The organism is Sphingomonas corticis, assembly GCF_012035195.1.
Lineage (GTDB): Bacteria > Pseudomonadota > Alphaproteobacteria > Sphingomonadales > Sphingomonadaceae > Sphingomonas > Sphingomonas corticis.
Genome location: NZ_JAAVJH010000014.1, coordinates 35,363 through 59,905, shown reverse-complemented (window position 1 = coordinate 59,905; position 24,543 = coordinate 35,363). Strand labels below are relative to the sequence as shown.

Below are 24,543 nucleotides of genomic sequence, written 5' to 3'. Positions count from 1 at the left end.
GTGCCCCTTGCCTCGGGAAAGGCCGAATTTGACGGCGTTCATCATTACAGGAACTGGTTAAGAAGCGGTTCGCGCAGGCAAAGCAGGCCCGCGACCGCGATCGCGACGCCGTACGGCACCTCGATCGCGCGCCGGTCCCCGCCGCCCTTCACGCGATGCTCGATCAGGAAGACGGCGGTCAGCACGCCGCCGACGATCGCCATCACCATCAGCATGGAGATGAGGTTCGCGGGCGTCAGCCACAGCGCCAGCGCGCCGATCAGCTTCACGTCGCCGCCCCCCATCTGGCCCAGCGCGAAGGCGCCGACGAAGAAGGCGAAGGCGAGCGCGGCGACGCTCAGCTGGATCGCCATGCCGGGCCACGGATCCAGCCCGATCGCGACCCACCACAGCGGCGCCAGCAGCGCGATGGCCGCGTTCTTGGCGTTGGCGATCTCGCGCGTGCGGGCGTCCTCTATTCCGGCGGACAGCAGCAATGCGCCCATCACGGCGGGAAGCAGCCAGGCGAGAATGTTCCACGTCATCCCGCCACGGGTAGACGAGCCGCGTTAGGAAACCGTAACCTTAGCGGGCCGATGACCAACCCGCTCCCCGACCCCCGGCGATCCTACCCCGCCGACGCGACGATCGATGTGTGGCGCGCTGCCGACGGCTGGGCGCTGCGGCGGTTCGACCGGCCCGCGGCGAGCCCGCGCGGGGCGATCCTGTTTCTCGGCGGACGCGCCGACGTGTTCGAGAAGTATCTCGAGGCGCTCGATCACTGGCATCGCGCCGGCTGGTCGGTCACCTCGTTCGACTGGCGCGGGCAGGGCGGGTCGGGACGGCTGTCCCCCGATCCGCGGGTCGGCCACGTCGCCGATTTCAGGCCGCTGCTGGACGATCTCGCCGCCTTCCACGACGCGTGGGCCGCCGCGCACCCCGGTCCGCGGGTGGTGATCGGCCATTCCATGGGCGGTTTCCTGACGCTGCGCGCGCTGGTCGAGCGGCGGATTGCGCCGGATGCGGCGGTGCTGGTCGCCCCGATGCTCGGTCTGCGCTCGCCGATCGGCGCGGGGCTGGGCGAGCGGCTGGCCAGGTTCCTGCGCGACCGCGGCGATCCCGCGCGCGCGGCGTGGCGCGAGCGGGCGGACGCTGGCGCCCGCGCGCGCCGTCAGCGCCGCCTGACGGCCGATCTCACCCGCTTCGACGACGAGGATTGGTGGTATGCGCGCGATCCCGCGATCCGGCTTGGCCCGCCCAGCTGGGCCTGGCTCGCCCACGCCTTCTCCGCCACCGCCGCGCTCCGCGGCGATCCGCGGCTGGCGACCGTGGAGACCCCGGTGTTGATGCTGGTGGCCGATCGCGACCGACTGGTCGATCCGCGCGCGGCGGCGCTGGTCGCGGCGCGGCTGCCGGCGGCACGACTGGTGCGGTTCGGCGCCGACTGCGCGCACGAGATCCTGCGCGAGGCCGACCCCGTCCGCAGCCGCGCACTCGGCGCGATCGACGCCTTCCTCGTCGGGGCGGCGGGGTGAGCGCGGCGGCGTTCGACATCGCCATCGTCGGCGCGGGCATCGCGGGAGCGACGCTGGCCGCGGCGATCGGCACGCGCGCGCGCGTTCTGCTGCTGGAGGCCGAATCGCAGCCCGGCTACCATGCCACCGGCCGCTCCGCCGCCTTCTGGTCGGAGACGTACGGCGGCCCCGCGATCCAGCCGCTGACGACGTTGTCGGGCGAGGCGCTGGCGGCCGGCGGCTTCCTGCAGCGACTGGGCTCGCTCCACGTCGGCCGCGACGGCGAGGCGGGGCGCGCCGACGCCTTCCTGGCCGAGTTCGCCGGGTCGGGCGTGGCGCTGGAACGGGTCGATCCGCGCGCGCACGTACCCGGCTTGCGCGAGGACTGGCGCGTCGGCGTGCTGGAGCCGAGCTGCGCCTATATCGACGCCGCCGGCTACCATCAGCACGCGCTGGCGGAGGCACGGCGCGCGGGCGCCCGGGTGGTTACCGACGCCGCGCTGGTTTCCGCTGCGCGGGCGAACGGGCGCTGGACGATCGAGACGCGCGCGGGCGGCTTCGCCGCTTCCGTGCTGGTCGATGCAGCCGGCGCCTGGGCGGACGCGGTGGCGGCGGCGGCGGGCGTCGCCCCGCTCGGCATCCGCCCCTATCGCCGCACGATGGTGCAGCTGCGCACCGAACCCGCGCCCGCGGCGGGCGTGCCGATGGTGGCGCACCTGGGCGGCGACTTCTACTTCAAGCCCGAGGCGGGCGGGAGGCTGTGGCTCAGCCCCCACGACGAGCACCCGGTGGAGGCGCACGACGTCCAGGCCGAGGAGCTGGACGTCGCGCTGGCGATCGACCGGCTGGAGCAGGCGGTCGACTGGCGCGTCGCGCGGGTGGAGCGCAGCTGGGCGGGGCTGCGCAGCTTCGCGCCCGATCGGCTGCCGGTCTACGGCATGGACGGGACGGTGCCGGGATTCTTCTGGTTCGCCGGGCAGGGCGGGTTCGGCATCCAGACCGCGCCCGCCGCAGCCGCGCTCGCCGCGGCGCTGCTGCTGGGCGACGCGCCGCCGGCGGGGTTGGATGCGGAGCGCTACCTGCCCCGGCGGTTCGCGCGCTGAGCGCCTTCCCGGCGCGTCGTCATGCCGGGCTCGTCCCGGCATCCACCGCTCCGCTGGATGGACGGCTTGATCGTTCGCGGCCGCGTGGATGCCGGGACCAGCCGGGCATGACGGCGGAATGTGTCCGCCGCCGGCAGAAGCTACCGCCGCCCCGCCGCCACCGCGGCGTCGCTCGCCAGCCGGTCGGCGCGCTCGTTGCCCGGGTGGCCGGCGTGGCCTTTCACCCACTGCCACTCGACGCGGTGGCGCCCGCACGCCGCGACCAGCGCCTGCCACAGCTCCACGTTCTTCACCGGCTTCTTGTCCGCGGTGCGCCAGCCGTTGCGCTGCCAGCCCTTCACCCACTTGGTCAGCCCGTCCATCACGTAGCGGCTGTCGGTGGACAGCGCGACGTGGCACGGCCGCTTCAGCGCGGTCAGCGCCTCGATCGCGGCGGTCAGTTCCATGCGGTTGTTCGTGGTCAGCGCCTCGCCGCCCGACAGCTCGCGCTCCTTGTCGCCCATGCGCAGCAGCACGCCCCAGCCGCCCGGGCCCGGATTGCCCTTGCACGCGCCGTCGGTGAACGCCTCCACCCGCGGCAGCTCGGTCACGCGAACGCCCTTTCGTTCGCCACGTACCAGTCCAGCCGGGCAAGGTAGGCGAGCGGGTCCTTGCGCATCACCAGCGCGTCGGCGGGCGTGTTCAGCCAGTCCCACGCGCGGCTGAGCAGGAAGCGGATGCAGGCGCCGCGCGCCAGTACGGGCAGCGCCGCTCGTTCCGCGGCGGAAAGGCCGAAGCTGCGGTCGTAGCCGTCGAGCAGCGCGGCGCCGACCCCGGCCGACGGGTTCAGCCCGCGCGCATTGAAGGTCCAGGACGTGTGCATCACCGCCACGTCATAGGCGCGGATATCGGTGCAGGCGAAGTAGAAGTCGATGAGGCCGGTCACCTCGTCGCCCAGCATCAACACGTTGTCCGGGAACAGGTCCGCGTGGATCGCGCCGACGGGCAGGTCGCGCGGCCAGTCGCGCTCCACCGCGTCCAGCGCGGCGGCGACGCGGTCGAACAGGCCCGTGCGGATCGCGTCCATGTCGCGGCCGCAGCGCTCCAGCAGCGGGCGCCATTGCGCGATCCCCATCGAATTGGCGCGCGTCGGTTCGAAATCCGCCACTGCCGCGTGCACCCCGCCCAGCGCGCATCCGGCCGCCAGCGCCTGCGCCGGCGTCGGCTGCGACAGCGACACACCGGGAAGGAAGCGGATCAGGCAGGCGGGGCGCCCCTCCAGCTGCTGGATCTCGCGGTCGTCGCGGTCCTTGACCGCCGGCGGCACCGGCAGGCCCTTGCCGGCGAGATGGTCGAGGAGCGCCATGAAGAACGGCAGGTCGCCCGCCGCCACGCGCTTCTCGTACAAGGTCAGGATGAAGCGGTCGCGCGTCGTGTCGACCAGGTAGTTGCTGTTCTCCACGCCCTCGGCGATGCCCTTGGCGGAGACGAGGTCGCCCACGTCGTAGCGCGACAGGAACGCGGCCAGCGCCTCGGCGGAAACTTGTGTGTAGACGGCCAACCGGAGCCCCGTTCGGTTCGAGCGAAGTCGAGAACCGTGGGCATGCTGCCCGACCCGTGTCTCGACTTCGCTCGACACGAACGGTGAAGATGGCCCTAAGCCGCCGCCTCCAGACCGCGCGGCAGCTTGAACGCGATCGTCTCGCGCGTGGTCTCCTCCTCGCGCTCGGTCACGTCGAAGCGCGTCGAGAGCAGGTCCACCAGCTCGCGCACCAGCAGCTCGGGCGCGGAGGCGCCCGCGGTGATGCCCAGCGTACCGACGCCGTCCAGCATCGACCAGTCCAGGTCGGCGGCGCGCTGGATCAGCGCGGCGCGGATGCCCTGCCGCTCGGCCACTTCGACCAGCCGCAGCGAATTGGACGAATTGGGCGCGCCGATCACCAGCATCGCGTCGCACGACGCCGCGATCGCCTTCACCGCCGCCTGGCGGTTCGACGTGGCGTAGCAGATGTCCTCGCCGCGCGGCGCCTCGATCGCGGGGAAGCGGCGCTGCAGCGCGGCGACCACCGCGGCGGTGTCGTCCACCGACAGCGTGGTCTGCGTCAGGAAGGCGAGGTTGTGCGCGTCGGCGGGGACCAGCGCCTCCACGTCGGCCACCGTCTCGACCAGCGTCATCGCGCCGGCGGGCACCTGGCCGAAGGTGCCGATCACCTCGGGATGGCCGGCGTGGCCGATGAAGACGATGTGGCGCCCGGCGGCGACCAGCCGCTCGGCCTGGCGGTGCACCTTGCTGACCAGCGGGCAGGTGGCGTCGAGATAGTCGAGCCCGCGCGCCTGCGCGTCGGCGGGTACCGACTTGGGCACGCCGTGCGCGCTGAAGACGACGGGGGCGTTGTCGGGCACCTCGTCCAGCTCCTCGACGAAGATCGCGCCCTTCGCCTTCAGCGTGTCGACCACGAAGCGGTTGTGGACGATCTCGTGCCGGACGTAGACGGGGGCGCCGTGCTTCTCGATCGCCAGCTCGACGATGCGGATCGCGCGGTCCACCCCGGCGCAGAAGCCGCGCGGCGCGGCGATCAGCAGTTCCAGCGGGCGGCGGTCGTTCGATAGGTCGGCCATGCGCCCGCGCTTACGCCAATGCCGGCTCGCGCGAAAGGCGCTTCCTATTGCCCCCGCCAAAGGCGGTTCCTATGAACGGCCGCGCGCCCGATGGCGCGTGTATGGCTTGCCGTAAGGACACCCCGCCCGTGACGTTCCGCTCCCTCGCCGTGCCGCTCGCCCTCGCCCTCGCTGCGGGAGGATGCGCGAAGACGGGCGACATCGACGTGTCGCAGGGCGTCGGCATCACCGCGGTCCGCTCCGCCTGCCCGATCGTCGGCATTCCCGCGGGGACGGGGGATGTGACGCTGTTCAACGGCACCTCCACGGACTCGCGCGCGATCGACGCGGTCGCAACGATCAGCAACGTGCGCGCGACGTGCAGCGACGCGGGCGACGACGTGGTGACCCGCGTCACCTTCGACGTGCGCGCGCGCCGCACCAGCGCGGACGGCGCGCGAGACCTGTCGCTGCCGTATTTCGTCGCGATCACCCGCGGCGGCAGCCAGGTGGTGGCCAAGCGCGTCGGCCAGGTCGCGCTGCGCTTCGACGCGGGGCAGCCGATCGCGACCGCCAACGGGGAGGCGACCACCGTCGTCGCACGCGCGCAGGCGACACTGCCGCAGGACGTGCGCGACCGCCTGACGCGCCGCCGCAAGGCCGGCGACCAGGACGCCGCGGTCGATCCGCTGGCGACGCCCGAAGTGCGCGCCGCCGTCCTCGCCGCCAGTTTCGAGGCGCTGGTCGGCTTCCAGCTGACGCAGGACCAGCTGAAGTACAACGCCACACGGTGAGAATGGCCTCCCCGTGCCGGGGAGGATATTGACTCGGCTCCCGGTGCCCGCCACAGCGCCGGTGTCGATGCCGGGCGACCGGCAGCGTCGCGCGCGGGAGAGCGCGGGCCGCCTTTCAGGCGGGAACCGCCGCCGAAGGAGCAACCACCCCGGAATCTCTCAGGCACCAGGGACCGCGCGTGTCTCGACGCTCTGGAAAGCGCCCTCGCCATGGTGAGGGCCACCGAAGGGGTAACCTCGCGCGCCGCGGGGGAAAGCTCTCAGGTTCCGTGACAGAGGGGGAACCGGATCGCCGCGCGGGGCTTCTCCGCTCGTCGGTACGCCCCTTCGACGCGGAGACTGCACGATGAGCGACACCGACCTCCAGGCCCGCGGCACCACCCTGTCGGGCGACACCGACGCGGAAGAGGGCGCGCCCCCGCCGGTCCAGACGCTGCCGCTGGACGCCTGGCACCGCGCGCGCGGCGGCCGGATGGTGGAGTTCGCCGGCTATCACATGCCCGTCCAGTACGAGGGCATCATGGCCGAGCATCTGTGGACGCGCGAGAGCGCCGGCCTGTTCGACGTCAGCCACATGGGCCAGCTGACCTTCACCGGCGAGAACGTCGTCGCGACGCTGGAGGCGCTGCTGCCCGCGGACATCGCCGGGCTGCCGATGAACAAGGCGCGCTACTCGCTGCTGCTGACGGAGCAGGGCGGCATCCTCGACGACCTGATGCTGACGCGGCAGGACCACGCCCGGATCTACATGGTCGTCAACGGCGCGACCAAATATGACGACATCGCGCACATGATCGAGCATCTGCCCGACGACGTGACGCTGAACCTGATGGAGGATCACGCGCTGCTGGCGGTGCAGGGGCCCGAGGCGGTGGCGGCGCTCGCCCGCGTGGTGCCCGGCGTCGACGCGCTGGTGTTCATGCAGGCGGCGGCGTTCGCGTGGCAGGGCCATGACCTGTGGATCAGCCGCTCGGGCTATACCGGCGAGGACGGCTGCGAGATTTCGGTGCCGGCCGAGGCGGTGGAGGCGCTGGCGGACGCGCTGCTGGCGCAGCCGGAGGTGAAACCGATCGGTCTCGGCGCCCGCGACTCGCTGCGGCTGGAGGCGGGACTGCCGCTCTACGGCCACGACCTTGATGAGGAGACGACGCCGGTGATGGCCGACCTCGGCTTCGCGCTGTCGAAGCGGCGGCGCGAGGCGGGCGACTTCCCCGGCGCCGCGCGGATCGCGGCGGAGCGCGAGGGCGGCGCGGTGCTGAAGCGCGTCGGCCTGCTGGTCGAGGGGCGCCAGCCGGTGCGCGAGGGCGCGACCGTGGTGGACGCCGACGGCTCTACCGTCGGCCGCGTCACCTCCGGCGGCTTCGCGCCCAGCGTCGGCGCGCCGATCGCCATGGCCTATGTCCCCGCCGCGCTCGCCGCACCGGGCACGACCATCCAACTCGCGCAGCGCGGCAAGGTCCACCAGGCGACCGTCGCCGCGATGCCGTTCGTTCCCCACCGCTACTTCCGAGGAGTGAAGTGATGAGCCGCTATTTCACCGAGGATCACGAGTGGATCGACGTCGACGGCGACACCGGGACCGTCGGCATCAGCGACTATGCGCAGGGCCAGCTCGGCGACATCGTGTTCGTCGAGGTGCCCGACGAGGGGCGCCAGCTGACGAAGGGCGACGAGGCCGCGGTGGTCGAGAGCGTGAAGGCGGCCAGCGACGTCTACTCGCCCGTGTCGGGCAACGTGGTGGAGGGCAATGCCGCGCTCGCCGACGATCCGAGCCTCGTCAACAGCGATCCGGAAGGCGAGGGCTGGTTCTTCCGCATCCAGCTGTCCGACCCGTCGGAGCTGGAGGAGTTGATGGACGAGGCCGCCTACGAGGCGTTCGTCGCGAAGCTGTGATCTCCTTCGTCATGCCGGGCTCGTCCCGGCATCCAGAGCCGCGAGAACCGCGCTGCGTGGCTCTGGACCCCGGCACGAGGCCGGGGTGACGGGGCGTTCGTGATTGCGGGTCGGAGAATAGAGTTGCGCTACCTACCGCTCACCCCCGCCGACCGCACGGAAATGCTGTCCGTGATCGGCGCGCCGTCCATCGACGCGCTGTTCGCCGACGTGCCGAAGGAGGCGCGGCTCGACGGGCCGATCCGCGGCCTGCCGCTGCACGCCAGCGAGCTGGCGGTGGAACGCCACATGACCGCGCTGGGGCGCAAGAACACCGTCGCGGGGGAAGTGCCTTTCTTCCTGGGCGCGGGCGCCTATCGCCATCACGTGCCCGCCAGCGTCGATCACCTGATCCAGCGCGGCGAGTTCCTGACCGCCTACACGCCCTACCAGCCGGAGATCGCGCAGGGCACGCTGCAGATGCTCTTCGAATTCCAGACGCAGGTCGCGCGGATGCTGGGCACCGACGTCGCCAATGCGTCGATGTACGACGGCTCGACCGCGTGCTGGGAAGCGATCGGCATGGCGCGCCGAATCACCAAGCGGGCAAAGGCGATCCTGAGCGGCGGGCTGCATCCGCACTACGTCTCCGTCGCGAAGACGATGGCCAAATACACCGGCGACGCGCTGGACGTGGCGCTGCCGGAACTGTCGGCGGAGACCGATATCGACGCGCTGATCGCGAAGATCGACGCCGACACGTCCTGCGTCGTCGTGCAATATCCCGACATCCTCGGCCGCATCGCCGACCTGACGCCGCTCGCCGACGCCTGCCACGCCAACAAGGCGCTGCTGATCGCCGTCGTCACCGAGCCGGTGGCGATGGGCGCGATCCGCGCGCCGGGCGAGATGGACGCCGACATCGTCGTCGGCGAGGGCCAGTCGATCGGCGTGGGCCTCCAGTTCGGCGGGCCGTACGTCGGCCTGTTCGGCTGCAAGGAAAAGTACGTCCGCCAGATGCCCGGCCGCCTGTGCGGCGAGACGGTGGACGCGGACGGGCGGCGCGGTTTCGTGCTGACGCTGTCCACGCGCGAGCAGCATATCCGGCGCGAGAAGGCGACGTCGAACATCTGCACCAACTCGGGGCTTTGCGCGCTCGCCTTCTCCGTGCACATGACGCTGCTGGGCGAGGCGGGGTTGCGGCGGCTGGCGGGGCTGAACCATGCCGGCGCCTGCCGCGCGGCGGCGCGGCTGGCGAAGGTGCCGGGCGTGCGCGTCGTCAACCATACTTTCTTCAACGAATTCACCGTCGATCTCGGCCGCGAGGCGCGCCCGATCGTGCGCCGGCTGGCCGACGAGGGCGTGCTGGCCGGCGTGTCGCTCGGCCGACTCTACCCCGGCGTCGCCGCGCTGGAGAACGGGCTGGTCGTTGCGGTGACGGAAACGGTGACGGACGAGGACATCGAGGCGCTCGCCACCGCGCTGGAGGGCGCGCTGGAAGGCGCGCTGGCCGCCTAGGGAAACACCGCTCGTGCTGAGCTTGTCGAAGCACGTGCCTGGAACATGCCCCCTTCGGCGAAGCTCAGGACAGGCTTCGACAGGCTCAGGGCGAACGGATTTGGAAGGATCGGCTTGATGAGCATCAATCAATCCGGCTGGAAGCCCACCGCGCCGGCCAAGGGCGAGGGCGCTGCCCCCACCTTCACCGGCAACAAGGCGCTCATGCTCGAAGAGCCGCTGATCTTCGAGATCGGCTCGACGAAGACGACGGGCGTCGACTTCGCCGAGGGCGACGTCGCGCACGATCGGCTCGGCGACCTGACGCGCAAGGCGCCGATCGGCCTTCCCGGCCTCAGCGAGCAGGAGACGGTGCGCCACTATACCCGGCTCAGCCGGCAGAATTACGCCATCGATCTCGGCCTCTTCCCGCTCGGCAGTTGCACGATGAAGCACAACCCGCGGCTGAACGAGAAGATGGCACGGCTGCCCGGCTTCGCCGACGTCCATCCGCTCCAGCCCGTCGACACGGTGCAGGGCGCGCTGGAGGTCATCAACCAGCTCGCGTTCTGGTTGATCGACCTGACCGGGATGCACGGTGTTGCCATGTCGCCCAAGGCGGGCGCGCACGGCGAACTCTGCGGCATCCTGTGCATCAAGGCGGCGCTGGAGAAGCGCGGCGAGGGGCATCGCAAGGTCGTGCTGGTGCCGGAGAGCGCACACGGCACCAATCCCGCCACCGCCGCCTTCGCCGGCTTCACCGTGGAGGATATCCCCGCCACGCCGGACGGCCGGGTCGACCTCGACGCGCTGACGGCGCGTCTGGGGCCGGACGTCGCCGCGGTGATGATCACCAATCCGAACACCTGCGGCCTATTCGAGCGCGACCTGAAGGCGATCAGCGACGCCGTTCACGCCGCCGGCGGCTACGTCTATTGCGACGGCGCGAACTTCAACGCGATCGTCGGCCGCGTCCGCCCCGGCGACCTTGGCGTGGACGCGATGCACATCAACCTGCACAAGACCTTCTCGACGCCGCACGGCGGCGGCGGGCCGGGATCGGGCCCGGTGGTGCTGTCGGAGGCGCTGTCGCCGTTCGGCCCGTTGCCCTTCACCGAGCGGCACGGCGATGGCTATATCACGCTGGTCGAGGAGGAGACGGTCGAGGACCGGCATCCCGACAGCTTCGGCCGCATGACCGCCTTCCACGGGCAGATGGGCATGTTCACCCGCGCGCTGACGTACATCCTCAGCCACGGCGCGGACGGGCTGCGCCAGGTGGCGGAGGATGCGGTGCTCAACGCCAATTACGTGCTGCGCAGCCTGGAGGACGTGCTCGACGCACCCTTCGCCGCGAGCGGGCCGTGCATGCACGAGGCGATCTTCTCCGATAAGGGCTTCGCCGACGGCTTCTCGACCATCGACGCGGCCAAGGCGCTGATCGACGAGGGGTTCCACCCGATGACGATGTACTTCCCGCTGGTCGTCCACGGCGCGATGCTGGTGGAGCCGACCGAGACCGAGTCGAAGGCGGCGCTCGACCAGTTCATCGGCGCGCTGCGCTCGGTGGCGGAGCGGGCCAAGGCGGGCGACCCGTCGCTGAAGACCGCGCCGCATTTCGCCCCCCGCTCGCGGCTGGACGAGACGCTGGCGGCGAGGAAGCCCGTGCTGGTGTGGAAGGAGCCGGCGCCGGTGGCCGAGGCGGCGGAGTAAAGGGCGCCGGATATGAAAAGAGGTTGCCGGAACCCCACGCGAGGGTTCCGACAACCTCCTGACATGGTCAGCGGCCGGAGAGCTCCAGCCCGGGAGACCATGCGGGCCGCGTGGGTCCTGTGTGCCGCGACGTTGACTGGAGGAGGATACCTCCCGCCGCGACCCGGCGAACCCTAGCGGCGCGTCCCCCGAACGAACTGAACCGACCCCATTGCTGAACCATGAGACATCGGATCACCTCCTTTCGCTGGTTGATAACGAGCGCGACCTGACCGGCCGCACGCACAAGATGCGCATGGCGCCGCCGCGAAACAAGTCTTGTAAAAATTGCGGCGTTGAATCAGAATCCGCCGCCGCGCCGCTGGCGGGTCAGCCGCGGCAATCCTCCACCACGCGCGCCACTTCGGCCCAGGGCGGCAGCACCAGCGTCGCCGCTCCCACGCGCTCGATCGTGAAGCGCCCGCGGCTGAAGACGATGGCGTCGAGGAGGGGATCACGCGCGGGAAGCGTGACGCTGCCGTCCGCCGCCGCGGGAAGGACGCGCGTCGCCGATGTGGTGCGGATCGTCACCGCGCCGCTGCCCCCCGTCGCGCCCGCCAGCCGGATCGCACCGCCGGTGCAGCGCACGCTCGCCTGCCCCCCGCCGAAGGTGGCACCCGTGCCGCGCGCGTAGCGCCACGTTCCGGGCGTCACCGGCCAGTCCTGCCAGTCGGCCGCCAGCGGCGTCGGCGTGGGGGCAGGCGCGGGGATCGGCGCGGGCGCGGGCGGCGGGGGCGGCGCCACGCGCGGCACGCAGCCGGCGGCGGCAAGCGTCGCAAGGACGAGCAGACGGGAAAAACGCAGCGGCATCCGCCTGCTATGCCGCACCCGCCGCGCCGCCTCAACCGCGCCGGAACCGCAACCCGCCGCGGTCGGTTCACATCCTATCCTGAAGCAAGAGGACCGACGATGGCCGAGACCGAACCGACGTTGCTGCTGGTGCAGGCGAACCTCGCCGGCGCGATGAAGGTGGAGGGGCGCGACGGCGACCACCTCGGCGCCGTCCACGCCTTCATGACGCACAAGGGATCGGGCCGCACCACCCACGCGGTGCTCAGCCTGGGTGGATTCCTGGGCATGGGCAAGAGCTTCTACCCGCTGCCGTTTGAACTGCTGCGCTTCGATCCCGTACGCGACCAATATGTCGTGACGATCGACCGCCGCCTGCTGGAAGGCGGGCCAAGCTGGGCGAACAACGCGCCGGTGTTCGACCAGGCCTATGCCGATCGCGTTGCCAGCTACTACGGCGTGACGCCCGAACCGCTGACCGCCGGCTGAGGAGAGACGAGCATGACACAGAAGAAGCCGAACGCGGTCGAGAGCGCGGTGGATGAACTGTTGACCGACCCCGACGCGCCGCAGAACAGCGACACCGCTACCCCGCCGCAGACCGTCGATGCCGAGCCTGCGCGCGAGGACAAGGACGCACGCTGACACGGCGACCGGGTCGGGGTCAGCGCTCCTCCGGTGCCGCCTCGATCACCCAGCTGTGGTTCTCCAATATCCACGCGGGCACCGGGCGCCCTTGCGCGTCGCGCGAGGGATCGTAGCGGAAACGCTGCTGGATCAGGCGGCAGGTGGTCGCGTCGAGCACGGCGTTGCCGCTCGACCGGTCGACCCGGCATTCGCGTACCCGCCCGTCGGTCCACACGAGGAAGCGGACGGAGACGGTGCCCTCGAAGCCCGCCTCGCCCACTCCCTTCGGATAGTCCGCGTCGGTCAGCCGCCCGCGGCGCCATCTCGGCGGCGTCTCGTCGCCCGGGCCGCCGTCACCGTCGCCCCAGCCGCCCGATCCGGTGCCATCGCCCACGCCTCCAGCGCCCGTCCCCGGCCCCACGGTCGGCGCGGCGCCCTGCGTCGCCTGCGTGCCGGCGAACGGCTTGGGCGCGGCGACGACCGGCGGCGGGGGTAGGGGAACCTCGACGATCGGCGGCGGCGCGACCACCGGCGTTGCCTGACTGCGCAGGTTCGGCGGCGCGGCACGGCCGGACGGGCGCGCGGTGCTCTGCTTCTTCGGCACGACGCGCTCGGGAGGCGGGGGAGGGGGCACGCGGAACAGCGCCAGCGTCTCCCCCACCTTCTCGCGCACCGCCGCGCCGGCGAGTCCGTTCAGCAGCGCCCAGCCGATCGCCGCGGTGACGATCCCGGCGGCGATGCCCGACCCGATGCGTTGCTGGCGCGGCACGGCGTACATGGCGGCCGATGTAGGCACGCCCGGCTGAATGGCGAGTGGCTGCGCGACTATCGAAGAAGCTCGGCTCACGCCGGGGCGCAGGGAAGAGCGCCGACCGCCGCACCGTCTCGCGTCGGCGACACGCAGGCGCCGCGCCGCCGCGTCAAACGGCCGACCTGCGAAGCGGCCCCTAGCGCCGCCCGCCGAACTTGCGCGCAGTCTTGCCGAACCGCGTCTTGCGCGTCCCCGGCTTGCCCTCGTTCGAGCGCCCCATGACCGGCGCCTTGTGCTCGGAAGGCGGCAGGCCCAGTTCCTCCTGCTCAAGGCTGCGGATCTCGTCGCGCAGGCGGCCGGCTTCCTCGAACTCCAGGTCCGACGCGGCCTTGCGCATCTTCTTCTCCAGCTCCTCGATATAGGCGCGCAGATTGTGGCCGACCATGTGCGTCGGCCCCTCGTCGATCTCGACGGTGACCCCATCCTTCGACGCCACGTGCGCGATGATGTCGCCGATGTTGCGGCGGATCGTCTGCGGGGTGATGCCGTGCGCCTCGTTGTACGCCTGCTGCTTCTCGCGGCGGCGCGACGTCTCGTTCATCGCGCGTTCCATGCTGCCGGTGATGCGATCGGCGTAGAGGATGACGCGTCCGTCGACGTTGCGCGCGGCGCGGCCGATCGTCTGGATCAGCGAGGTCTCGCTGCGCAGGAAGCCTTCCTTGTCCGCGTCCATGATGCAGACCAGCCCGCACTCGGGAATGTCCAGCCCCTCGCGCAGCAGGTTGATGCCCACCAGCACGTCGTAGACGCCGAGGCGCAGGTCGCGGATCAGCTCGATACGCTCCAGCGTCTCCACGTCGGAATGCATGTAGCGGACCTTCAGTCCCGCCTCGTGCATGTACTCGGTCAGATCCTCCGCCATCCGCTTGGTCAGCGTGGTGACGAGCGTGCGATAGCCCGCCTCGGCGGTCTTGCGGCACTCGACGATGCAGTCCTGCACCTGCTCTTCGACCGGCTTGATCTCTACCGGCGGGTCGATCAGTCCGGTGGGGCGGATCACCTGCTCCGCGAACACACCGCCAGACTGCTCCATCTCCCACGAACCCGGCGTCGCCGACACGCAGACGGTCTGCGGGCGCATCGCGTCCCATTCGTTGAAGCGCAGGGGGCGGTTGTCGATGCAGGAGGGCAGGCGGAAGCCGTATTCGGCGAGCGTGATCTTGCGCCGATGGTCGCCGCGCGCCATCGCGCCGACCTGCGGCACCGTCTGATGACTTTCGTCGACGAAGAGCAGCGCATTCTCCGGCAGGTATTCGAACAGCGTCGGCGGCGGCTCGCCGGGCAGGCGGCCGGTCAGGAAGCGGCTGTAATTCTCGATGCCATTGCAGCTGCCGGTGGCGGCGATCATCTCCAGGTCGAAGTTGGTGCGCTCCTGCAAGCGCTGGCGCTCCAGCAGCTTGCCCTCCGCCTCCAGCTCCTTCAACCGCTCCGACAATTCGTGCCTGATCGCGTCGGCGGCCTGCTTCATCGTCGGCCCGGGCGTCACATAGTGCGAATTGGCGTAGACCCGGATCGAGCCCAGGCTCGCGTTCTTCTGCCCGGTCAGCGGATCGAATTCGACGATCTCCTCGATCTCGTCACCGAAGAAGGACACGCGCCACGCGCTGTCCTCGTAATGCGAGGGGAAGATCTCGAGATTGTCGCCTTTCACGCGGAAATTGCCGCGCTGGAACGCGGCGTCGTTGCGCTTGTACTGAAGCGCGACCAGCTTGCGTACGATCTCGCGCTGGTCGACGCTCTGCCCCTTCTTCAGGTCGAAGATCATCGCCGAATAGGTCTCGACCGAACCGATACCGTAGAGGCAGCTGACCGACGCGACGATGATGACGTCGTCGCGCTCCAGCAGCGCGCGCGTCGCGGAGTGGCGCATCCGGTCGATCGATTCGTTCACCGAGCTTTCCTTCTCGATGTACGTGTCCGACCGCGGCACATAGGCTTCGGGCTGGTAGTAATCGTAGTAACTGACGAAATATTCGACGGCATTCTCCGGAAAGAAGCTCTTGAACTCGCCGTACAGCTGCGCGGCGAGGATCTTGTTCGGTGCGAGGATCAGCGCGGGGCGCTGCATCGCCTCGATCACCTTGGCCATGGTGAATGTCTTGCCCGAGCCGGTAACGCCCAGCAGCACCTGGTCCTTCTCTCCCGCCCTGGCGCTGTCGACCAGCTCTCTGATGGCAGTCGGCTGGTCGCCGGAGGGCTGATAGTCGCTGACCAGACGAAACGGCTTGCCGCCCTCCACCTTCTCCGGCCGCTGCGGCCGGTGGGGGACGAAGGTCTCGTTCGTTTCCGGTTCGGACAGGTTGGTGCGGATCTGGATCGCCATGACGGCCAAGATGGGGGCGAAACGGGAACGAGGGAAGGGCTTGTTCGCGTCACGATGCGTGTCGCATCGCGTGTGTCGCACTGGCGATCGCGCGAACAATGTTGACAATGCCTCGCAATAGCGCAGAAGCGGCTGGACCCCGTCGGAGCCGCACTGATTCACGCCCCCCTCGCCACGACGAAGACCGCCAAGCCGAAGCGCCGCGTCAGCGCGTTCTGGCTGAAGCAGCTGCACACCTGGCACTGGGTGTCGGCGGCGATCTCGCTGGTCGGGATGATGCTGTTCGCGATCACCGGCATCACGCTGAACCACGCCGCCTCGATCGCGGCCGATCCCAAGGTGTCGCAGAAGGCGGCGCAACTCCCCGCTCCCATGACGCGCCTGCTCGCGCCCGCACCGGCCGCCACCGATGCGCCGCTGCCCGCGCGCGTCGCGACCGCGGTGGTGGACCGCGTCGGCCTCGATCCCGCGGGCCGGGCGGCGGAATGGTCGGAGAGCGAGGTCTATGTCGCGCTGCCCCGCCCCGGCGGCGACGCCTGGGTCAGCATCGACCGCGCGACCGGCGCCATCACCTCGGAAGTGACGAACCGCGGCTGGATCAGCTACCTCAACGACCTGCACAAGGGGCGCAATTCGGGCAGCGCCTGGTTCTGGTTCATCGACGTCTTCGCCGCCGCCTGCGTCGTCTTCACGCTCACCGGGCTGCTGCTGCTCCAGCTGCACGCGCGCCACCGCCCGTCCACCTGGCCGCTGGTCGGCGCGGGGCTCGCCATCCCGGCGCTGATCGCCGTCTTCTTCATCCACTAACGGGGGAAATCCATGCGTCCGCTCACCTATGCCTTCGCCGCCGGGGCGATCGCGCTTCCGGCGTCGGCATCGACCGTGACGGTCACGATCCCGCGGCTGAACGTCGCCGAATACCATCGGCCCTACGTCGCCGTGTGGCTCGAGCCGCAGGGCGGCGGCCCGGCGCGGACGCTGGCGGTGTGGTACGACGTGAAGAAGGGTGGCCAGGAGCCGGGGACCAAGTGGCTGTCGGACCTGCGCGCCTGGTGGCGCAAGGGCGGCCGCGCGCTGAAGATGCCCGCCAGCGGCGTGTCCGGCGCCACGCGCGCGCCGGGAAGCCACGCCATCCCGCTGCCAGCGGACCTGAAGCCCGGCGCCTACGTCCTGAACGTCGAGGCCGCGCGCGAGACCGGCGGGCGCGAGCTGGTGAGCGTGCCGCTGACCGTGCCCTCGCCGCGGGGTGGTGGTGCCGGCAAGGCGGAGCTGGGCGCGGTGACGATCCGCTAGACGCGATAATTGTCCCGCTCCCGTCCGCCCCGACGTCTCGGAGCACGGGCGGTTCGAGACAGGGCTTCGACACGCTCAGCCCTTCCTCACCGCGAACCGGGGGGATGGTCCAAAAAAGGGATCCCAAAGATGAAACCTCGCTTCCTCTCGCTCCTCGCCGGTGCCGCCGCGCTCCTTACCATCCCGGCGGGCGTTTCCGCGCACCGGATGTGGTTCCTGCCGTCTGGCACCGTCTTCTCCGGCACCGACAGCTGGGTGACGGTCGACGCCGCGGTCTCCAACGACCTGTTCTTCTTCGATCACCAGCCCGGCCGATTGGAGAACGTGAAGGTGTGGCAGCCGGACGGGACGCCCGGCCAGCTTCAGAACGGTGCCACCGGCCGCTATCGCTCGGTCTTCGACGTGAAGCTGGACAAGCCGGGGACGTGGAAGATCGGCAGCGAAATGTCGGGCGTGATCGGCAGCTTCAAGGTGAACGGCGAGGAGAAGCGCGTCGGCGGGCGCCGCGGCCCGCCCCAGCCCGGCGCCCCCGCGCCGCTGACCGTCGCGGACATTCCCGCCAACGCGACCGACGTGAAGCTGACGGAGACGATCAGCCGCAACGAGATCTTCGTCACGGCGGGCGAGCCGACGACGACGGTGCTAAAGACGACCGGCCGCGGGCTGGAACTGGCGCCGATCACGCATCCCGACGAGCTGGTCGCGGGCGAGGCGGCGAAGTTCCGCTTCCTCGTCGACGGAAAGCCCGCCGCGGGGCTGAAGGTGACCGCCATCCCCGGCGGCAAGCGCTACCGCGACGCGGAAGGCGGCATGGACGTGACCACCGACGCGCAGGGAGTGGCGACGATCACCTGGCCCTCCGCCGGCATGTACTGGCTGAACGCCACGCTGACCGACGCGAAGAGCAGCCAGCCGCGCGTCACCGAGCGGCGCTTGGCGTACACGACGACGGTGGAAGTGCTGACGCCGTAAGGTCCGCCTGCGTCATCCCGAGCCTATCCCGGGATCCAGGGTTGCACGGCCCGCACGCGCCGGCGAATGGCGCCCTGGATGCCGGGACAGGCCGGGCATGACGAGGCAGAGGGTGAAACGATGATGTCCGTCCGCATCGCCCTCCCGCCCGCGATCGATCCCGCCGCCTTCGCCGCGCTCGATCCCTACGCCGCGGTCGCCGCGCTTGGCGGCGAGGCGATGGGAACGACGTGGCGCGTCCTCGCCGTGCATCCGCCGGCCGAGGCCGCGGCGCTGGTCGCGTGGCGGCTGGAAAAGCTGGTAGCGGAAATGAGCCATTGGGCGTCGGCCTCGCTGCTCTCGCGCTTCAACCGCGCGCCCGCGGGCAGCTGGCACGCGCTGCCGGCCGACTTCGCGCACGTCGTCGCTGCCGGCATGCGGATCGCGCGGGCGAGCGGGGGCGCGTTCGACCCCGCCATCGGCGCGCTGGTCGACCTTCACGGTTACGGCCCGCCCGGCCCGCAGCCGGTGCCGGACGAGGCGGCGGTCGCGGCGGCGCTCACCGTGTCCGGCCACGCGCGCCTCTCGTACGATCCCGCCGCGCGGCGGATGCTCCAGCCCGGCGGCGTGGCGCTCGACCTGTCGGGCATAGCCAAGGGCCATGCCGTCGATGCGGTCGCGGCGCTGCTGCGCCACCACGGCGTCGCGCACGGGCTGGTCGAGATCGGTGGCGAGCTGGCCGGCTGGGGCGTGCAGCCCTCGGGCGAGCCTTGGTGGGTGGACCTGGAGACGCCGGCGGGCGTCGCGGCCGCGCCGCTACGCGTCGCGCTCCACGGCCTCGCCGTCGCCACCTCGGGCGATTACGTCCGCGGCGCGCACACCATCGATCCGCGCACCGGGCGCCCTGCCGACCATGGACTGGTCGCGGTCAGCGTCGTCCACGCCGACGCGATGTCGGCCGACGCCTGGGCCAGCGCGCTGTTGGTGCTGGGGCCGGAGGAGGGCGCCCGCCTCGCCGCGCGAGAACGACTGGCGGCGCGCTTCCTTTCACGCGACGGCGAGCACCTCACGCCCGCACTCGCCGCGATGCTGGACGATCAGCCCTCCGTCACCGCCTGACGCGTCTCGGAGCGGCGGCGACGATGCTCGCGCCACACGATGACGAGCCCCGACGCGACGATCACCGGCGCCCCCGCCCAGGTCGCGGCGGCGGGCAGCCGGTCGAAGACGATCCAGCCCAGCAAGGTCGCCCACAAAAGCGCGGTATAGTCCATCGGCACCACCACGGAGACGGGGCCGAGCGTCAGCGAGGAGGTCATCGCCAGCTGCCCCGCCCCGCCCAGGATGCCGAGGCCGATCAGCAGCATCCACATCGTCGGCGCGTGCGCCTGGGCCGACAGTGCGTACACGATGCCCAGCGGTACCAGCGACAGGACAGAGAACCAGAACACCGTCGCCAATGGCCGCTCCGTCCTGCCCAGCGTGCGCAGCAGCACGGACACGGTGGCGGTGCCCAGCGCCGCGCCGATGCCGGTCAGGATGCCGGTCGTCGGCACGCCTCCGCCCGCGCCCGGCCCGGCGACGATCACCACGCCGGCGAACCCCGCCAGAACCGCGGCCCAGCGCCACGCGCCCGTCGGTTCGCGCAGCACGAGCGCACCCAGGATCGTCGCGAAGATCGGCATGGAGAAGCCGATCGTCGTCGCTTCGGCGAGCGGCAGCATGGTCAGCGTGGTGAAGGTCAGCGTCATCGCAACGAGGCCGATCGCGCAGCGCAGTACGTGCGCGCCGATCCGTTCCGTCCGCACCGCGGCCAGCCCGGGCCCGGCCAGCACCACCCCGCCGACCAGCATGGCCGCCCCCGCCTGTCGCCAGAACAGGATCTCGCCCAGCGCGGCGCCGCCCGCCTCGGCCAGCTTGATCCCGACGTTCATCAGCGCGAACAGCAGCACGGAGGCGAGCCGCAGCAGGATGGCGGGAAGCAGGCGGTCGGACGGCATCCCCCGGCCTTAGCCCCGCCGGGCGAGGTTGCGAAACCCGCGGCGGCGTGTCACCGGCGCGATCATGGTCAAGCACGCCCTTTCCGTCACCCGCGACGCGGATTTCGCCGCCTGGTACCAGGCCGTCATCACCGAGGCCGATCTCGCCGAGGAGAGCGGGGTGCGCGGCTGCATGGTCATCCGGCCGTGGGGTTACGGCATATGGGAGCGCATCCAGCGCCTGCTCGACGACCGCATCAAGGCGACCGGGCACGAGAATTGCTATTTTCCGCTGTTCATCCCGCTCTCCTATTTCGAGCAGGAGGCGGCGCACGTCGAAGGCTTCGCCAAGGAGATGGCGGTGGTGACGCACCACCGGCTGGTCGCCGACGGCAAGGGCGGACTGGTGCCCGATCCCGCCGCGAAGCTGGAAGAGCCGCTGGTCGTGCGCCCGACATCGGAGACGGTGATCGGCCACGCCTTCGCGCGCTGGGTGCAATCGTGGCGCGACCTGCCGGTGCTCATCAACCAATGGGCCAATGTCGTGCGGTGGGAGATGCGCACGCGGATGTTCCTGCGCACCAGCGAATTCCTGTGGCAGGAGGGGCACACCGCCCACGCCAGCGCGGACGAGGCGCGGGCGGAGACGCTGCGGATGCTGGAGGTGTACCGCTCCTTCGCCGAGGACGATCTCGCCGTGCCGGTCGTCGCGGGCGAGAAGCCGGAGAACGAGCGCTTTCCCGGCGCGGTCGAGACCTGGTCGATCGAGGCGATGATGCAGGACGGCAAGGCGCTGCAGGCGGGCACCTCGCACTTCCTGGGCAGCAATTTCGCGCGCGCGCAGAACATCCGCTTCCAGAACGCGTCGGGCGAGCTGGAGCACGCGCAGACGACCAGCTGGGGCGTGTCGACGCGGATGATCGGCGCGGTCATCATGGTCCACGGCGACGACGACGGCCTGCGCGTGCCGCCGAAGATCGCGCCGTGGCAGGTCGTGATCATGCCGATGCTGCGCGACGTGCCGGAGGACGAGGCGCTGGTCGCCTATTGCCGCGAATTGCAGCAGGCGCTCGCGGCGCAGACCGCGCTGGGCGAGCCGGTGCGCGCGCTGCTTGACCTGAAGCCGGTGAAGGCGGCGACGAAGCGCTGGAGCTGGGTGAAGAAGGGCGCGCCGGTGGTGATCGAGGTCGGCGGGCGCGACATGGCGGCGGGCAACGTGTCCGTCATCCGCCGCGACCGGCTGTACCGCCAGGACGGGAAACTCGACAGCGTCGCCACGCCGCGCGACGGCCTCGCCGTGGGCGCGCTGCTGGAAGAGGTGCAGCGGACGCTCCGCAACGAGGCGACGGAGCGGCTGAAGGCGAACATCCGGCCCGTGTCCGACTTCGCCGAGGTGGAGTCGCACTTCGCCGAGGGCGCGAAGGCACCGGGCTGGCTGGAGGTGCAATGGGCGCGCCCCACCGGCGCTGCGCTGGACAAGGTGGTGGAGCGGCTGAAGGCGCTGAAACTGACGCTGCGCAACGCCCCCGCGGGGCAGGCGGCGGCGGACGGCGCCTGCATCTTCACCGGCGAGCCGGCGGTGGAGCGGGTGCTGGTCGGGCGGGCGTATTAGGTCCGGCTATCACCCTCACCCTTCCGGCGCTTCGCGCCTTCCTCCCCGTGTGATGGGAGAGGGAGGGGGCCCACCCGGCAACGCCGGGTGGAAAGCGTGAGGGCGACCGCTAGGCCGCCCGCTCCACCTCCACCTGCCGCAGCACCTCGCCCAGCAGCTGGAAATCGCGCTCCCGCGGCGACGCGCGGCGCCACACCAGCGCCAGCGTACGCGTCGGCTGGTCCGCCTCCAGCGGGCGCGCGACGATGCGCGTGTGGTCGAGGATGCCGGCGTCCAGCGCGATCCCCGGCAGCATGGTGACGCCCAGGCCATTGTCGACCATCTGCACGATGGTGTGCAGCGACGTGCCCAGCATCGTCGCTTCCGCGCGCAGCTCCGCGCGGTTGCACGCCGCCAGCGCGTGGTCCTTGAGGCAATGCCCGTCCTCCAGCAGCAGCAGCCGCGTTTCGTCGATGTCGCCGGCGGCGATCGGCGCGGGGGTGGCGGGCAGCTCGCCTTCCGGAAAGGCAAGGAACAGGCGGTCGTCGAACAGTTTCATCACCGTCACCTCGCCGCAGGCATAGGGCAGCGCCAGCAGCACGCAGTCTGCGCGGCCGTTGTGCAGCGCTTCGCACGCCGGGCCGCTCGGCTCCTCGCGCAGGAACAGCTTCAGGTCGGGATAGTCGCGCCGCAGACGCGGCAGGATGCGGGGCAGCAGGAAGGGCGCGATCGTGGGGATGACGCTCATCCGCATCTCGCCCGACAGCGGGCGACCCGCCGCGCGCGCCATGTCGCCCAGCTCCTCCGCCTCGCGCAGCACGGTGCGCGCCTTGGCGGCGATCCGCTCGCCCAGCGGCGTGAAGCGCACGACGCGCCGCGTCCGCTCCACCAGCGTGACGCCGATCAGCGTTTCCAGCTCGCGCAGCCCGGCGGACAGCGTCGACTGCGTGACGAAGCACGCCTCCGCCGCGCGGCCGAAATGTCCCTGGTCCTTCAGCGCGACCAGATATTGCAGCTGCTTCAGCGTGGGCAGGTAGGTGGCCGCCATTCGTCCTCTTCCGTCGCGTCGCGGCGGATAGACGATGCGCGCCGCCGATGCACCTACATCAGCACGGCGCGAACGAAGCCGTAGGTGCTGGTGATCGTCAGCACCACGCCGACCAGCACCAGCAGCACCTTGGTCGGCACCCGCTTGGCGACGATGGCGCCCACCGGCGCTGCCGCCACGCCGCCGATCAGCAGGCCGACCGTGGCGGTGGCGAAGTCCTTCCAGCCCAGGTGATAGATGAAGGCGGCGGAGACGGTGGCGGTCAGGAAGAATTCCACCGCGCTGACGGTCCCGACTACGCGGCGCGGCTCCACCCCCTGCACCAGCAGGTTGGACGTGACGATTGGTCCCCAGCCGCCCCCGCCCGCGGCATCGAGGAACCCGCCGACGAGACCGAGCGGCTCGACCACCTTGGGCTTCTTCCGCTCCGGCGGCGGGAACATCACCCCGCGGACCAGCAGGTACACGCCCACCGCTACCAGGTAGCCGAGGACGTACGGCTTCACCATTTCCGCATCGACATTGGTGATGAGGTACGCGCCGGTGACGCCGCCGATGATGCCGGGGATCAGCAGCCGCAGGAACAGCCGCCGGTCGATGTTGCCGTGGATCGCGTGGCTGATGCCCGACACGGCGGTCGTGAAGGTCTCGACGATATGGACGTTGGCCGACGCGCGCGCAGGCGGCAGGCCGATGACGGCGACGAGCAGCACGTTGCAGATGACGCCGAAGGCCATGCCCAACGCCCCGTCGACCAGCTGCGCGCCGAAGCCGACGGCGATGAACGGCAGCAGGGCGGCGAAATCCATGTCGGCGAGAGGCGTCATGCAGGCTCCAATGACGGATCGGAGTCGTTGTTTCCGGAATTTCCCCCGGAGCGCTAGGCAATTCGCCTGACGGTCGTCGATAGCGCAGATATGGAACTTGTCGCCGCGGTGTCTTATTTCATGCCGGCAAGGGGACCGGCATGGCGCGACTGTTGACCTATCTCGATTCGATCCGCGCCCGCGATCCGGCGCCGCATTCGCGGTGGGAGATCCTGACCTATCCCGGCGTGTGGGCGCTCGCCTATCACCGCGTCGCGCACGCGCTCTATCGCCGCCGCTGGTACCTGGCGGCGCGGATCGTGAACCACTGGTCGCGGTTCGTGACCGCGATCGACATCCATCCCGGCGCCACGATCGGCCGCAACTTCTTCATCGACCACGGCTTCGTCGTGATCGGCGAGACCGCGCAGATCGGCGACGACGTGACCATCTACCAGTGCGTGACGCTGGGCGGCACCAGTCCGGACGACGGTGTCGCGGGGAAGCGGCACCCGACGATCGCCGACGGTGCCATCATCGGCTCGGGCGCGCAGGTGCTCGGCCCCATTACCGTGGGGCCGCGCGCACGCGTCGGCGCCAATGCAGTGGTGACGAAGGACGTGCCCGCGGGCGCGGTGATGGTCGGCATCCCCGCCCGCCCGACGATGGTGGACGGCGCCCGCGCCGAGCCGCGTTTCGTCCCCTACGGCACGCCATGCAGCGAGATGTTCGATCCCGCCACGCAGAAGGTGGAGATCCTGCGGTGCGAGCTGGACGCGATGCGCCGCCGCCTCGACGCGCTGCTGGCGGAACGCGGCGAAGGCGGGCGCGGGCTGGGCGAGGAGCGCGACCGGGCCTGATGGGCGTCATCCCCTTTCCCCCGCGGTCGCCCGGTGCCGGTGCGCCGCCCACGCAGATCGGCTTCGACCGACCGGAGCTGACCCGCATCCTCGACCTCTACGGCCGCATGGTCGCGGCCGGCCACTGGCGCGACTATGCGATCGAGCTGGGCCGCGACGCCGCGATCTTCGCCGCGTTCCGCCGCGCCGCCGAGCGGCCCGAGTTCCGCATCGAAAAGCGCCCCGCGCTGCGCGCGCGCCAGGGCATGTGGGCGCTGGTGGGCGAGGCCGGGCAGGTGGTGAAGCGGGGACACGAGCTGGCGCCCGTGCTGGCGCCGGTGGAACGGCGACTGATGAAGCTGGTGGAGGACTGACCCGAGGGGGCCACCGGCCATGGC

Annotated in this window: 27 protein-coding genes and 1 riboswitch; of the genes, 16 read left to right on the top strand and 11 right to left on the bottom strand. The window is 70.9% G+C overall.

Annotated elements, in window-relative coordinates; translation table 11 throughout:
• Positions 1 to 44 precede the first annotated feature (44 nt).
• Positions 45 to 524 carry an A24 family peptidase gene (locus HBH26_RS16685; RefSeq protein WP_168135773.1) on the bottom strand — a complete coding sequence of 160 codons (480 nt, stop codon included), beginning with the start codon at positions 522 to 524 and terminating at the stop codon, positions 45 to 47.
• A gap of 51 nt (positions 525 to 575) precedes the next feature.
• On the opposite strand from HBH26_RS16685, the gene HBH26_RS16680 reads away from it, so the two are divergent.
• Together HBH26_RS16680 and HBH26_RS16675 are read left to right on the top strand one after the other, a co-directional pair.
• A complete protein-coding gene (locus tag HBH26_RS16680; protein WP_168135772.1) occupies positions 576 to 1,514 on the top strand; it encodes an alpha/beta fold hydrolase in 939 nt (312 codons plus the stop codon).
• Entirely contained in the window at positions 1,511 to 2,596 is a 1,086-nt protein-coding gene (locus HBH26_RS16675; protein ID WP_168135771.1) for an FAD-dependent oxidoreductase, read from the top strand. The genes HBH26_RS16680 and HBH26_RS16675 overlap by 4 nt, the downstream gene beginning before the upstream one ends.
• 140 nt (positions 2,597 to 2,736) lie before the next feature.
• On the opposite strand, the gene rnhA is transcribed toward HBH26_RS16675, so the two are convergent.
• The 3 genes from rnhA to ispH all read right to left on the bottom strand — a co-directional run bounded on the left by rnhA (position 2,737) and on the right by ispH (position 5,194).
• Positions 2,737 to 3,186: a ribonuclease HI gene (gene rnhA, locus HBH26_RS16670; RefSeq protein ID WP_168135770.1), complete on the bottom strand. Its 450-nt coding sequence runs from the start codon at positions 3,184 to 3,186 to the stop codon at positions 2,737 to 2,739.
• Positions 3,183 to 4,136, bottom strand: coding sequence for a homoserine kinase (thrB, locus tag HBH26_RS16665; protein ID WP_168135769.1), 954 nt, complete (start codon positions 4,134 to 4,136; stop codon positions 3,183 to 3,185). The genes rnhA and thrB overlap by 4 nt, the downstream gene beginning before the upstream one ends.
• 95 nt (positions 4,137 to 4,231) lie before the next feature.
• On the bottom strand, positions 4,232 to 5,194 hold the full coding sequence (gene ispH / locus HBH26_RS16660) for a 4-hydroxy-3-methylbut-2-enyl diphosphate reductase (RefSeq protein ID WP_168135768.1): 963 nt from the start codon (positions 5,192 to 5,194) through the stop codon (positions 4,232 to 4,234).
• Between the two features lie 101 nt (positions 5,195 to 5,295).
• Here ispH and HBH26_RS16655 point away from each other — a divergent pair, with 101 nt between their 5' ends.
• From HBH26_RS16655 to gcvPB, 5 genes are all read left to right on the top strand, one after another.
• On the top strand, positions 5,296 to 5,967 hold the full coding sequence (locus HBH26_RS16655) for a hypothetical protein (protein WP_209308636.1): 672 nt from the start codon (positions 5,296 to 5,298) through the stop codon (positions 5,965 to 5,967).
• Between the two features lie 84 nt (positions 5,968 to 6,051).
• Positions 6,052 to 6,153: riboswitch (glycine riboswitch) on the top strand.
• Positions 6,154 to 6,313: 160 nt separating this feature from the next.
• Positions 6,314 to 7,489 (top strand): glycine cleavage system aminomethyltransferase GcvT, encoded by a 1,176-nt coding sequence (gcvT, locus tag HBH26_RS16650; protein ID WP_168135767.1) that lies wholly within the window; start codon positions 6,314 to 6,316, stop codon positions 7,487 to 7,489.
• On the top strand, positions 7,489 to 7,860 hold the full coding sequence (gene gcvH / locus HBH26_RS16645; protein WP_168135766.1) for a glycine cleavage system protein GcvH: 372 nt from the start codon (positions 7,489 to 7,491) through the stop codon (positions 7,858 to 7,860). Before gcvT ends, gcvH begins: the two co-directional genes overlap by 1 nt.
• Before the next feature lie 123 nt (positions 7,861 to 7,983).
• Positions 7,984 to 9,357 carry an aminomethyl-transferring glycine dehydrogenase subunit GcvPA gene (gene gcvPA / locus HBH26_RS16640; protein ID WP_168135765.1) on the top strand — a complete coding sequence of 458 codons (1,374 nt, stop codon included), beginning with the start codon at positions 7,984 to 7,986 and terminating at the stop codon, positions 9,355 to 9,357.
• Positions 9,358 to 9,474: 117 nt separating this feature from the next.
• A complete protein-coding gene (gene gcvPB / locus HBH26_RS16635; protein ID WP_209308635.1) occupies positions 9,475 to 11,049 on the top strand; it encodes an aminomethyl-transferring glycine dehydrogenase subunit GcvPB in 1,575 nt (524 codons plus the stop codon).
• A 369-nt stretch (positions 11,050 to 11,418) separates the two neighbouring features.
• Here gcvPB and HBH26_RS16630 read toward each other — a convergent pair whose 3' ends face one another.
• On the bottom strand, positions 11,419 to 11,898 hold the full coding sequence (locus HBH26_RS16630) for a hypothetical protein (protein WP_168135763.1): 480 nt from the start codon (positions 11,896 to 11,898) through the stop codon (positions 11,419 to 11,421).
• Between the two features lie 99 nt (positions 11,899 to 11,997).
• Here HBH26_RS16630 and HBH26_RS16625 point away from each other — a divergent pair, with 99 nt between their 5' ends.
• Both HBH26_RS16625 and HBH26_RS16620 read left to right on the top strand, forming a co-directional pair.
• Entirely contained in the window at positions 11,998 to 12,366 is a 369-nt protein-coding gene (locus HBH26_RS16625; protein ID WP_168135762.1) for a PRC-barrel domain-containing protein, read from the top strand.
• 12 nt (positions 12,367 to 12,378) lie between these two features.
• A complete protein-coding gene (locus HBH26_RS16620) occupies positions 12,379 to 12,522 on the top strand; it encodes a hypothetical protein (RefSeq protein ID WP_168135761.1) in 144 nt (47 codons plus the stop codon).
• Positions 12,523 to 12,541: 19 nt separating this feature from the next.
• On the opposite strand, the gene HBH26_RS16615 is transcribed toward HBH26_RS16620, so the two are convergent.
• From HBH26_RS16615 to HBH26_RS21245, 3 genes are all read right to left on the bottom strand, one after another.
• Positions 12,542 to 13,282, bottom strand: a complete 741-nt coding sequence (locus tag HBH26_RS16615) for an energy transducer TonB (protein WP_168135760.1) — start codon at positions 13,280 to 13,282, stop codon at positions 12,542 to 12,544.
• Positions 13,283 to 13,451: 169 nt separating this feature from the next.
• Positions 13,452 to 15,638, bottom strand: a complete 2,187-nt coding sequence (gene uvrB, locus HBH26_RS16610; protein WP_168135759.1) for an excinuclease ABC subunit UvrB — start codon at positions 15,636 to 15,638, stop codon at positions 13,452 to 13,454.
• 158 nt (positions 15,639 to 15,796) lie between these two features.
• A complete protein-coding gene (locus HBH26_RS21245; RefSeq protein ID WP_338057443.1) occupies positions 15,797 to 15,931 on the bottom strand; it encodes a hypothetical protein in 135 nt (44 codons plus the stop codon).
• Between HBH26_RS21245 and HBH26_RS16605 the strand changes: the two genes are divergently transcribed.
• The 4 genes from HBH26_RS16605 to HBH26_RS16590 all read left to right on the top strand — a co-directional run bounded on the left by HBH26_RS16605 (position 15,867) and on the right by HBH26_RS16590 (position 19,001).
• Positions 15,867 to 16,445, top strand: coding sequence for a PepSY-associated TM helix domain-containing protein (locus tag HBH26_RS16605; protein ID WP_338057446.1), 579 nt, complete (start codon positions 15,867 to 15,869; stop codon positions 16,443 to 16,445). The two genes, HBH26_RS21245 and HBH26_RS16605, sit on opposite strands and share 65 nt — an antisense overlap.
• A gap of 12 nt (positions 16,446 to 16,457) precedes the next feature.
• Positions 16,458 to 16,931 carry a DUF2271 domain-containing protein gene (locus tag HBH26_RS16600; protein ID WP_168135758.1) on the top strand — a complete coding sequence of 158 codons (474 nt, stop codon included), beginning with the start codon at positions 16,458 to 16,460 and terminating at the stop codon, positions 16,929 to 16,931.
• 129 nt (positions 16,932 to 17,060) lie between these two features.
• Positions 17,061 to 17,903: a DUF4198 domain-containing protein gene (locus tag HBH26_RS16595; protein WP_168135757.1), complete on the top strand. Its 843-nt coding sequence runs from the start codon at positions 17,061 to 17,063 to the stop codon at positions 17,901 to 17,903.
• Positions 17,904 to 17,981: 78 nt separating this feature from the next.
• Positions 17,982 to 19,001: an FAD:protein FMN transferase gene (locus HBH26_RS16590; RefSeq protein ID WP_239024879.1), complete on the top strand. Its 1,020-nt coding sequence runs from the start codon at positions 17,982 to 17,984 to the stop codon at positions 18,999 to 19,001.
• Here HBH26_RS16590 and HBH26_RS16585 read toward each other — a convergent pair.
• Complete coding sequence (locus tag HBH26_RS16585) at positions 18,980 to 19,882, bottom strand: DMT family transporter (RefSeq protein ID WP_168135756.1); 903 nt, start codon at positions 19,880 to 19,882, stop codon at positions 18,980 to 18,982. The genes HBH26_RS16590 and HBH26_RS16585 overlap by 22 nt on opposite strands.
• Before the next feature lie 64 nt (positions 19,883 to 19,946).
• Here HBH26_RS16585 and proS point away from each other — a divergent pair, with 64 nt between their 5' ends.
• Entirely contained in the window at positions 19,947 to 21,473 is a 1,527-nt protein-coding gene (proS, locus tag HBH26_RS16580) for a proline--tRNA ligase (protein WP_168135755.1), read from the top strand.
• A 109-nt stretch (positions 21,474 to 21,582) separates the two neighbouring features.
• On the opposite strand, the gene HBH26_RS16575 is transcribed toward proS, so the two are convergent.
• Positions 21,583 to 22,500, bottom strand: coding sequence for a hydrogen peroxide-inducible genes activator (locus HBH26_RS16575; protein ID WP_168135754.1), 918 nt, complete (start codon positions 22,498 to 22,500; stop codon positions 21,583 to 21,585).
• Positions 22,501 to 22,553: 53 nt separating this feature from the next.
• A complete protein-coding gene (locus HBH26_RS16570; protein ID WP_168135753.1) occupies positions 22,554 to 23,327 on the bottom strand; it encodes a sulfite exporter TauE/SafE family protein in 774 nt (257 codons plus the stop codon).
• A gap of 140 nt (positions 23,328 to 23,467) precedes the next feature.
• Between HBH26_RS16570 and epsC the strand changes: the two genes are divergently transcribed.
• Positions 23,468 to 24,166, top strand: a complete 699-nt coding sequence (epsC, locus tag HBH26_RS16565; RefSeq protein WP_168135752.1) for a serine O-acetyltransferase EpsC — start codon at positions 23,468 to 23,470, stop codon at positions 24,164 to 24,166.
• A complete protein-coding gene (locus tag HBH26_RS16560) occupies positions 24,166 to 24,519 on the top strand; it encodes a DUF2794 domain-containing protein (RefSeq protein WP_168135751.1) in 354 nt (117 codons plus the stop codon). Before epsC ends, HBH26_RS16560 begins: the two co-directional genes overlap by 1 nt.
• Positions 24,520 to 24,543 lie beyond the last annotated feature (24 nt).

Coding starts and splice junctions, on each gene's coding strand:
- HBH26_RS16685 (WP_168135773.1), bottom strand. CDS start 524: ATGACGTGGAACATTCTCGCCTGGCTGCTTCCCGCCGTGATGGGCGCA.
- HBH26_RS16680 (WP_168135772.1), top strand. CDS start 576: ATGACCAACCCGCTCCCCGACCCCCGGCGATCCTACCCCGCCGACGCG.
- ispH (WP_168135768.1), bottom strand. CDS start 5,194: ATGGCCGACCTATCGAACGACCGCCGCCCGCTGGAACTGCTGATCGCC.
- HBH26_RS16655 (WP_209308636.1), top strand. CDS start 5,296: ATGGCTTGCCGTAAGGACACCCCGCCCGTGACGTTCCGCTCCCTCGCC.
- gcvT (WP_168135767.1), top strand. CDS start 6,314: ATGAGCGACACCGACCTCCAGGCCCGCGGCACCACCCTGTCGGGCGAC.
- gcvH (WP_168135766.1), top strand. CDS start 7,489: ATGAGCCGCTATTTCACCGAGGATCACGAGTGGATCGACGTCGACGGC.
- gcvPB (WP_209308635.1), top strand. CDS start 9,475: ATGAGCATCAATCAATCCGGCTGGAAGCCCACCGCGCCGGCCAAGGGC.
- HBH26_RS16630 (WP_168135763.1), bottom strand. CDS start 11,898: ATGCCGCTGCGTTTTTCCCGTCTGCTCGTCCTTGCGACGCTTGCCGCC.
- HBH26_RS16625 (WP_168135762.1), top strand. CDS start 11,998: ATGGCCGAGACCGAACCGACGTTGCTGCTGGTGCAGGCGAACCTCGCC.
- HBH26_RS16620 (WP_168135761.1), top strand. CDS start 12,379: ATGACACAGAAGAAGCCGAACGCGGTCGAGAGCGCGGTGGATGAACTG.
- HBH26_RS16615 (WP_168135760.1), bottom strand. CDS start 13,282: ATGTACGCCGTGCCGCGCCAGCAACGCATCGGGTCGGGCATCGCCGCC.
- uvrB (WP_168135759.1), bottom strand. CDS start 15,638: ATGGCGATCCAGATCCGCACCAACCTGTCCGAACCGGAAACGAACGAG.
- HBH26_RS16600 (WP_168135758.1), top strand. CDS start 16,458: ATGCGTCCGCTCACCTATGCCTTCGCCGCCGGGGCGATCGCGCTTCCG.
- HBH26_RS16595 (WP_168135757.1), top strand. CDS start 17,061: ATGAAACCTCGCTTCCTCTCGCTCCTCGCCGGTGCCGCCGCGCTCCTT.
- HBH26_RS16590 (WP_239024879.1), top strand. CDS start 17,982: ATGCCGGGACAGGCCGGGCATGACGAGGCAGAGGGTGAAACGATGATG.
- HBH26_RS16585 (WP_168135756.1), bottom strand. CDS start 19,882: ATGCCGTCCGACCGCCTGCTTCCCGCCATCCTGCTGCGGCTCGCCTCC.
- proS (WP_168135755.1), top strand. CDS start 19,947: ATGGTCAAGCACGCCCTTTCCGTCACCCGCGACGCGGATTTCGCCGCC.
- HBH26_RS16575 (WP_168135754.1), bottom strand. CDS start 22,500: ATGGCGGCCACCTACCTGCCCACGCTGAAGCAGCTGCAATATCTGGTC.
- HBH26_RS16570 (WP_168135753.1), bottom strand. CDS start 23,327: ATGACGCCTCTCGCCGACATGGATTTCGCCGCCCTGCTGCCGTTCATC.
- epsC (WP_168135752.1), top strand. CDS start 23,468: ATGGCGCGACTGTTGACCTATCTCGATTCGATCCGCGCCCGCGATCCG.
- HBH26_RS16560 (WP_168135751.1), top strand. CDS start 24,166: ATGGGCGTCATCCCCTTTCCCCCGCGGTCGCCCGGTGCCGGTGCGCCG.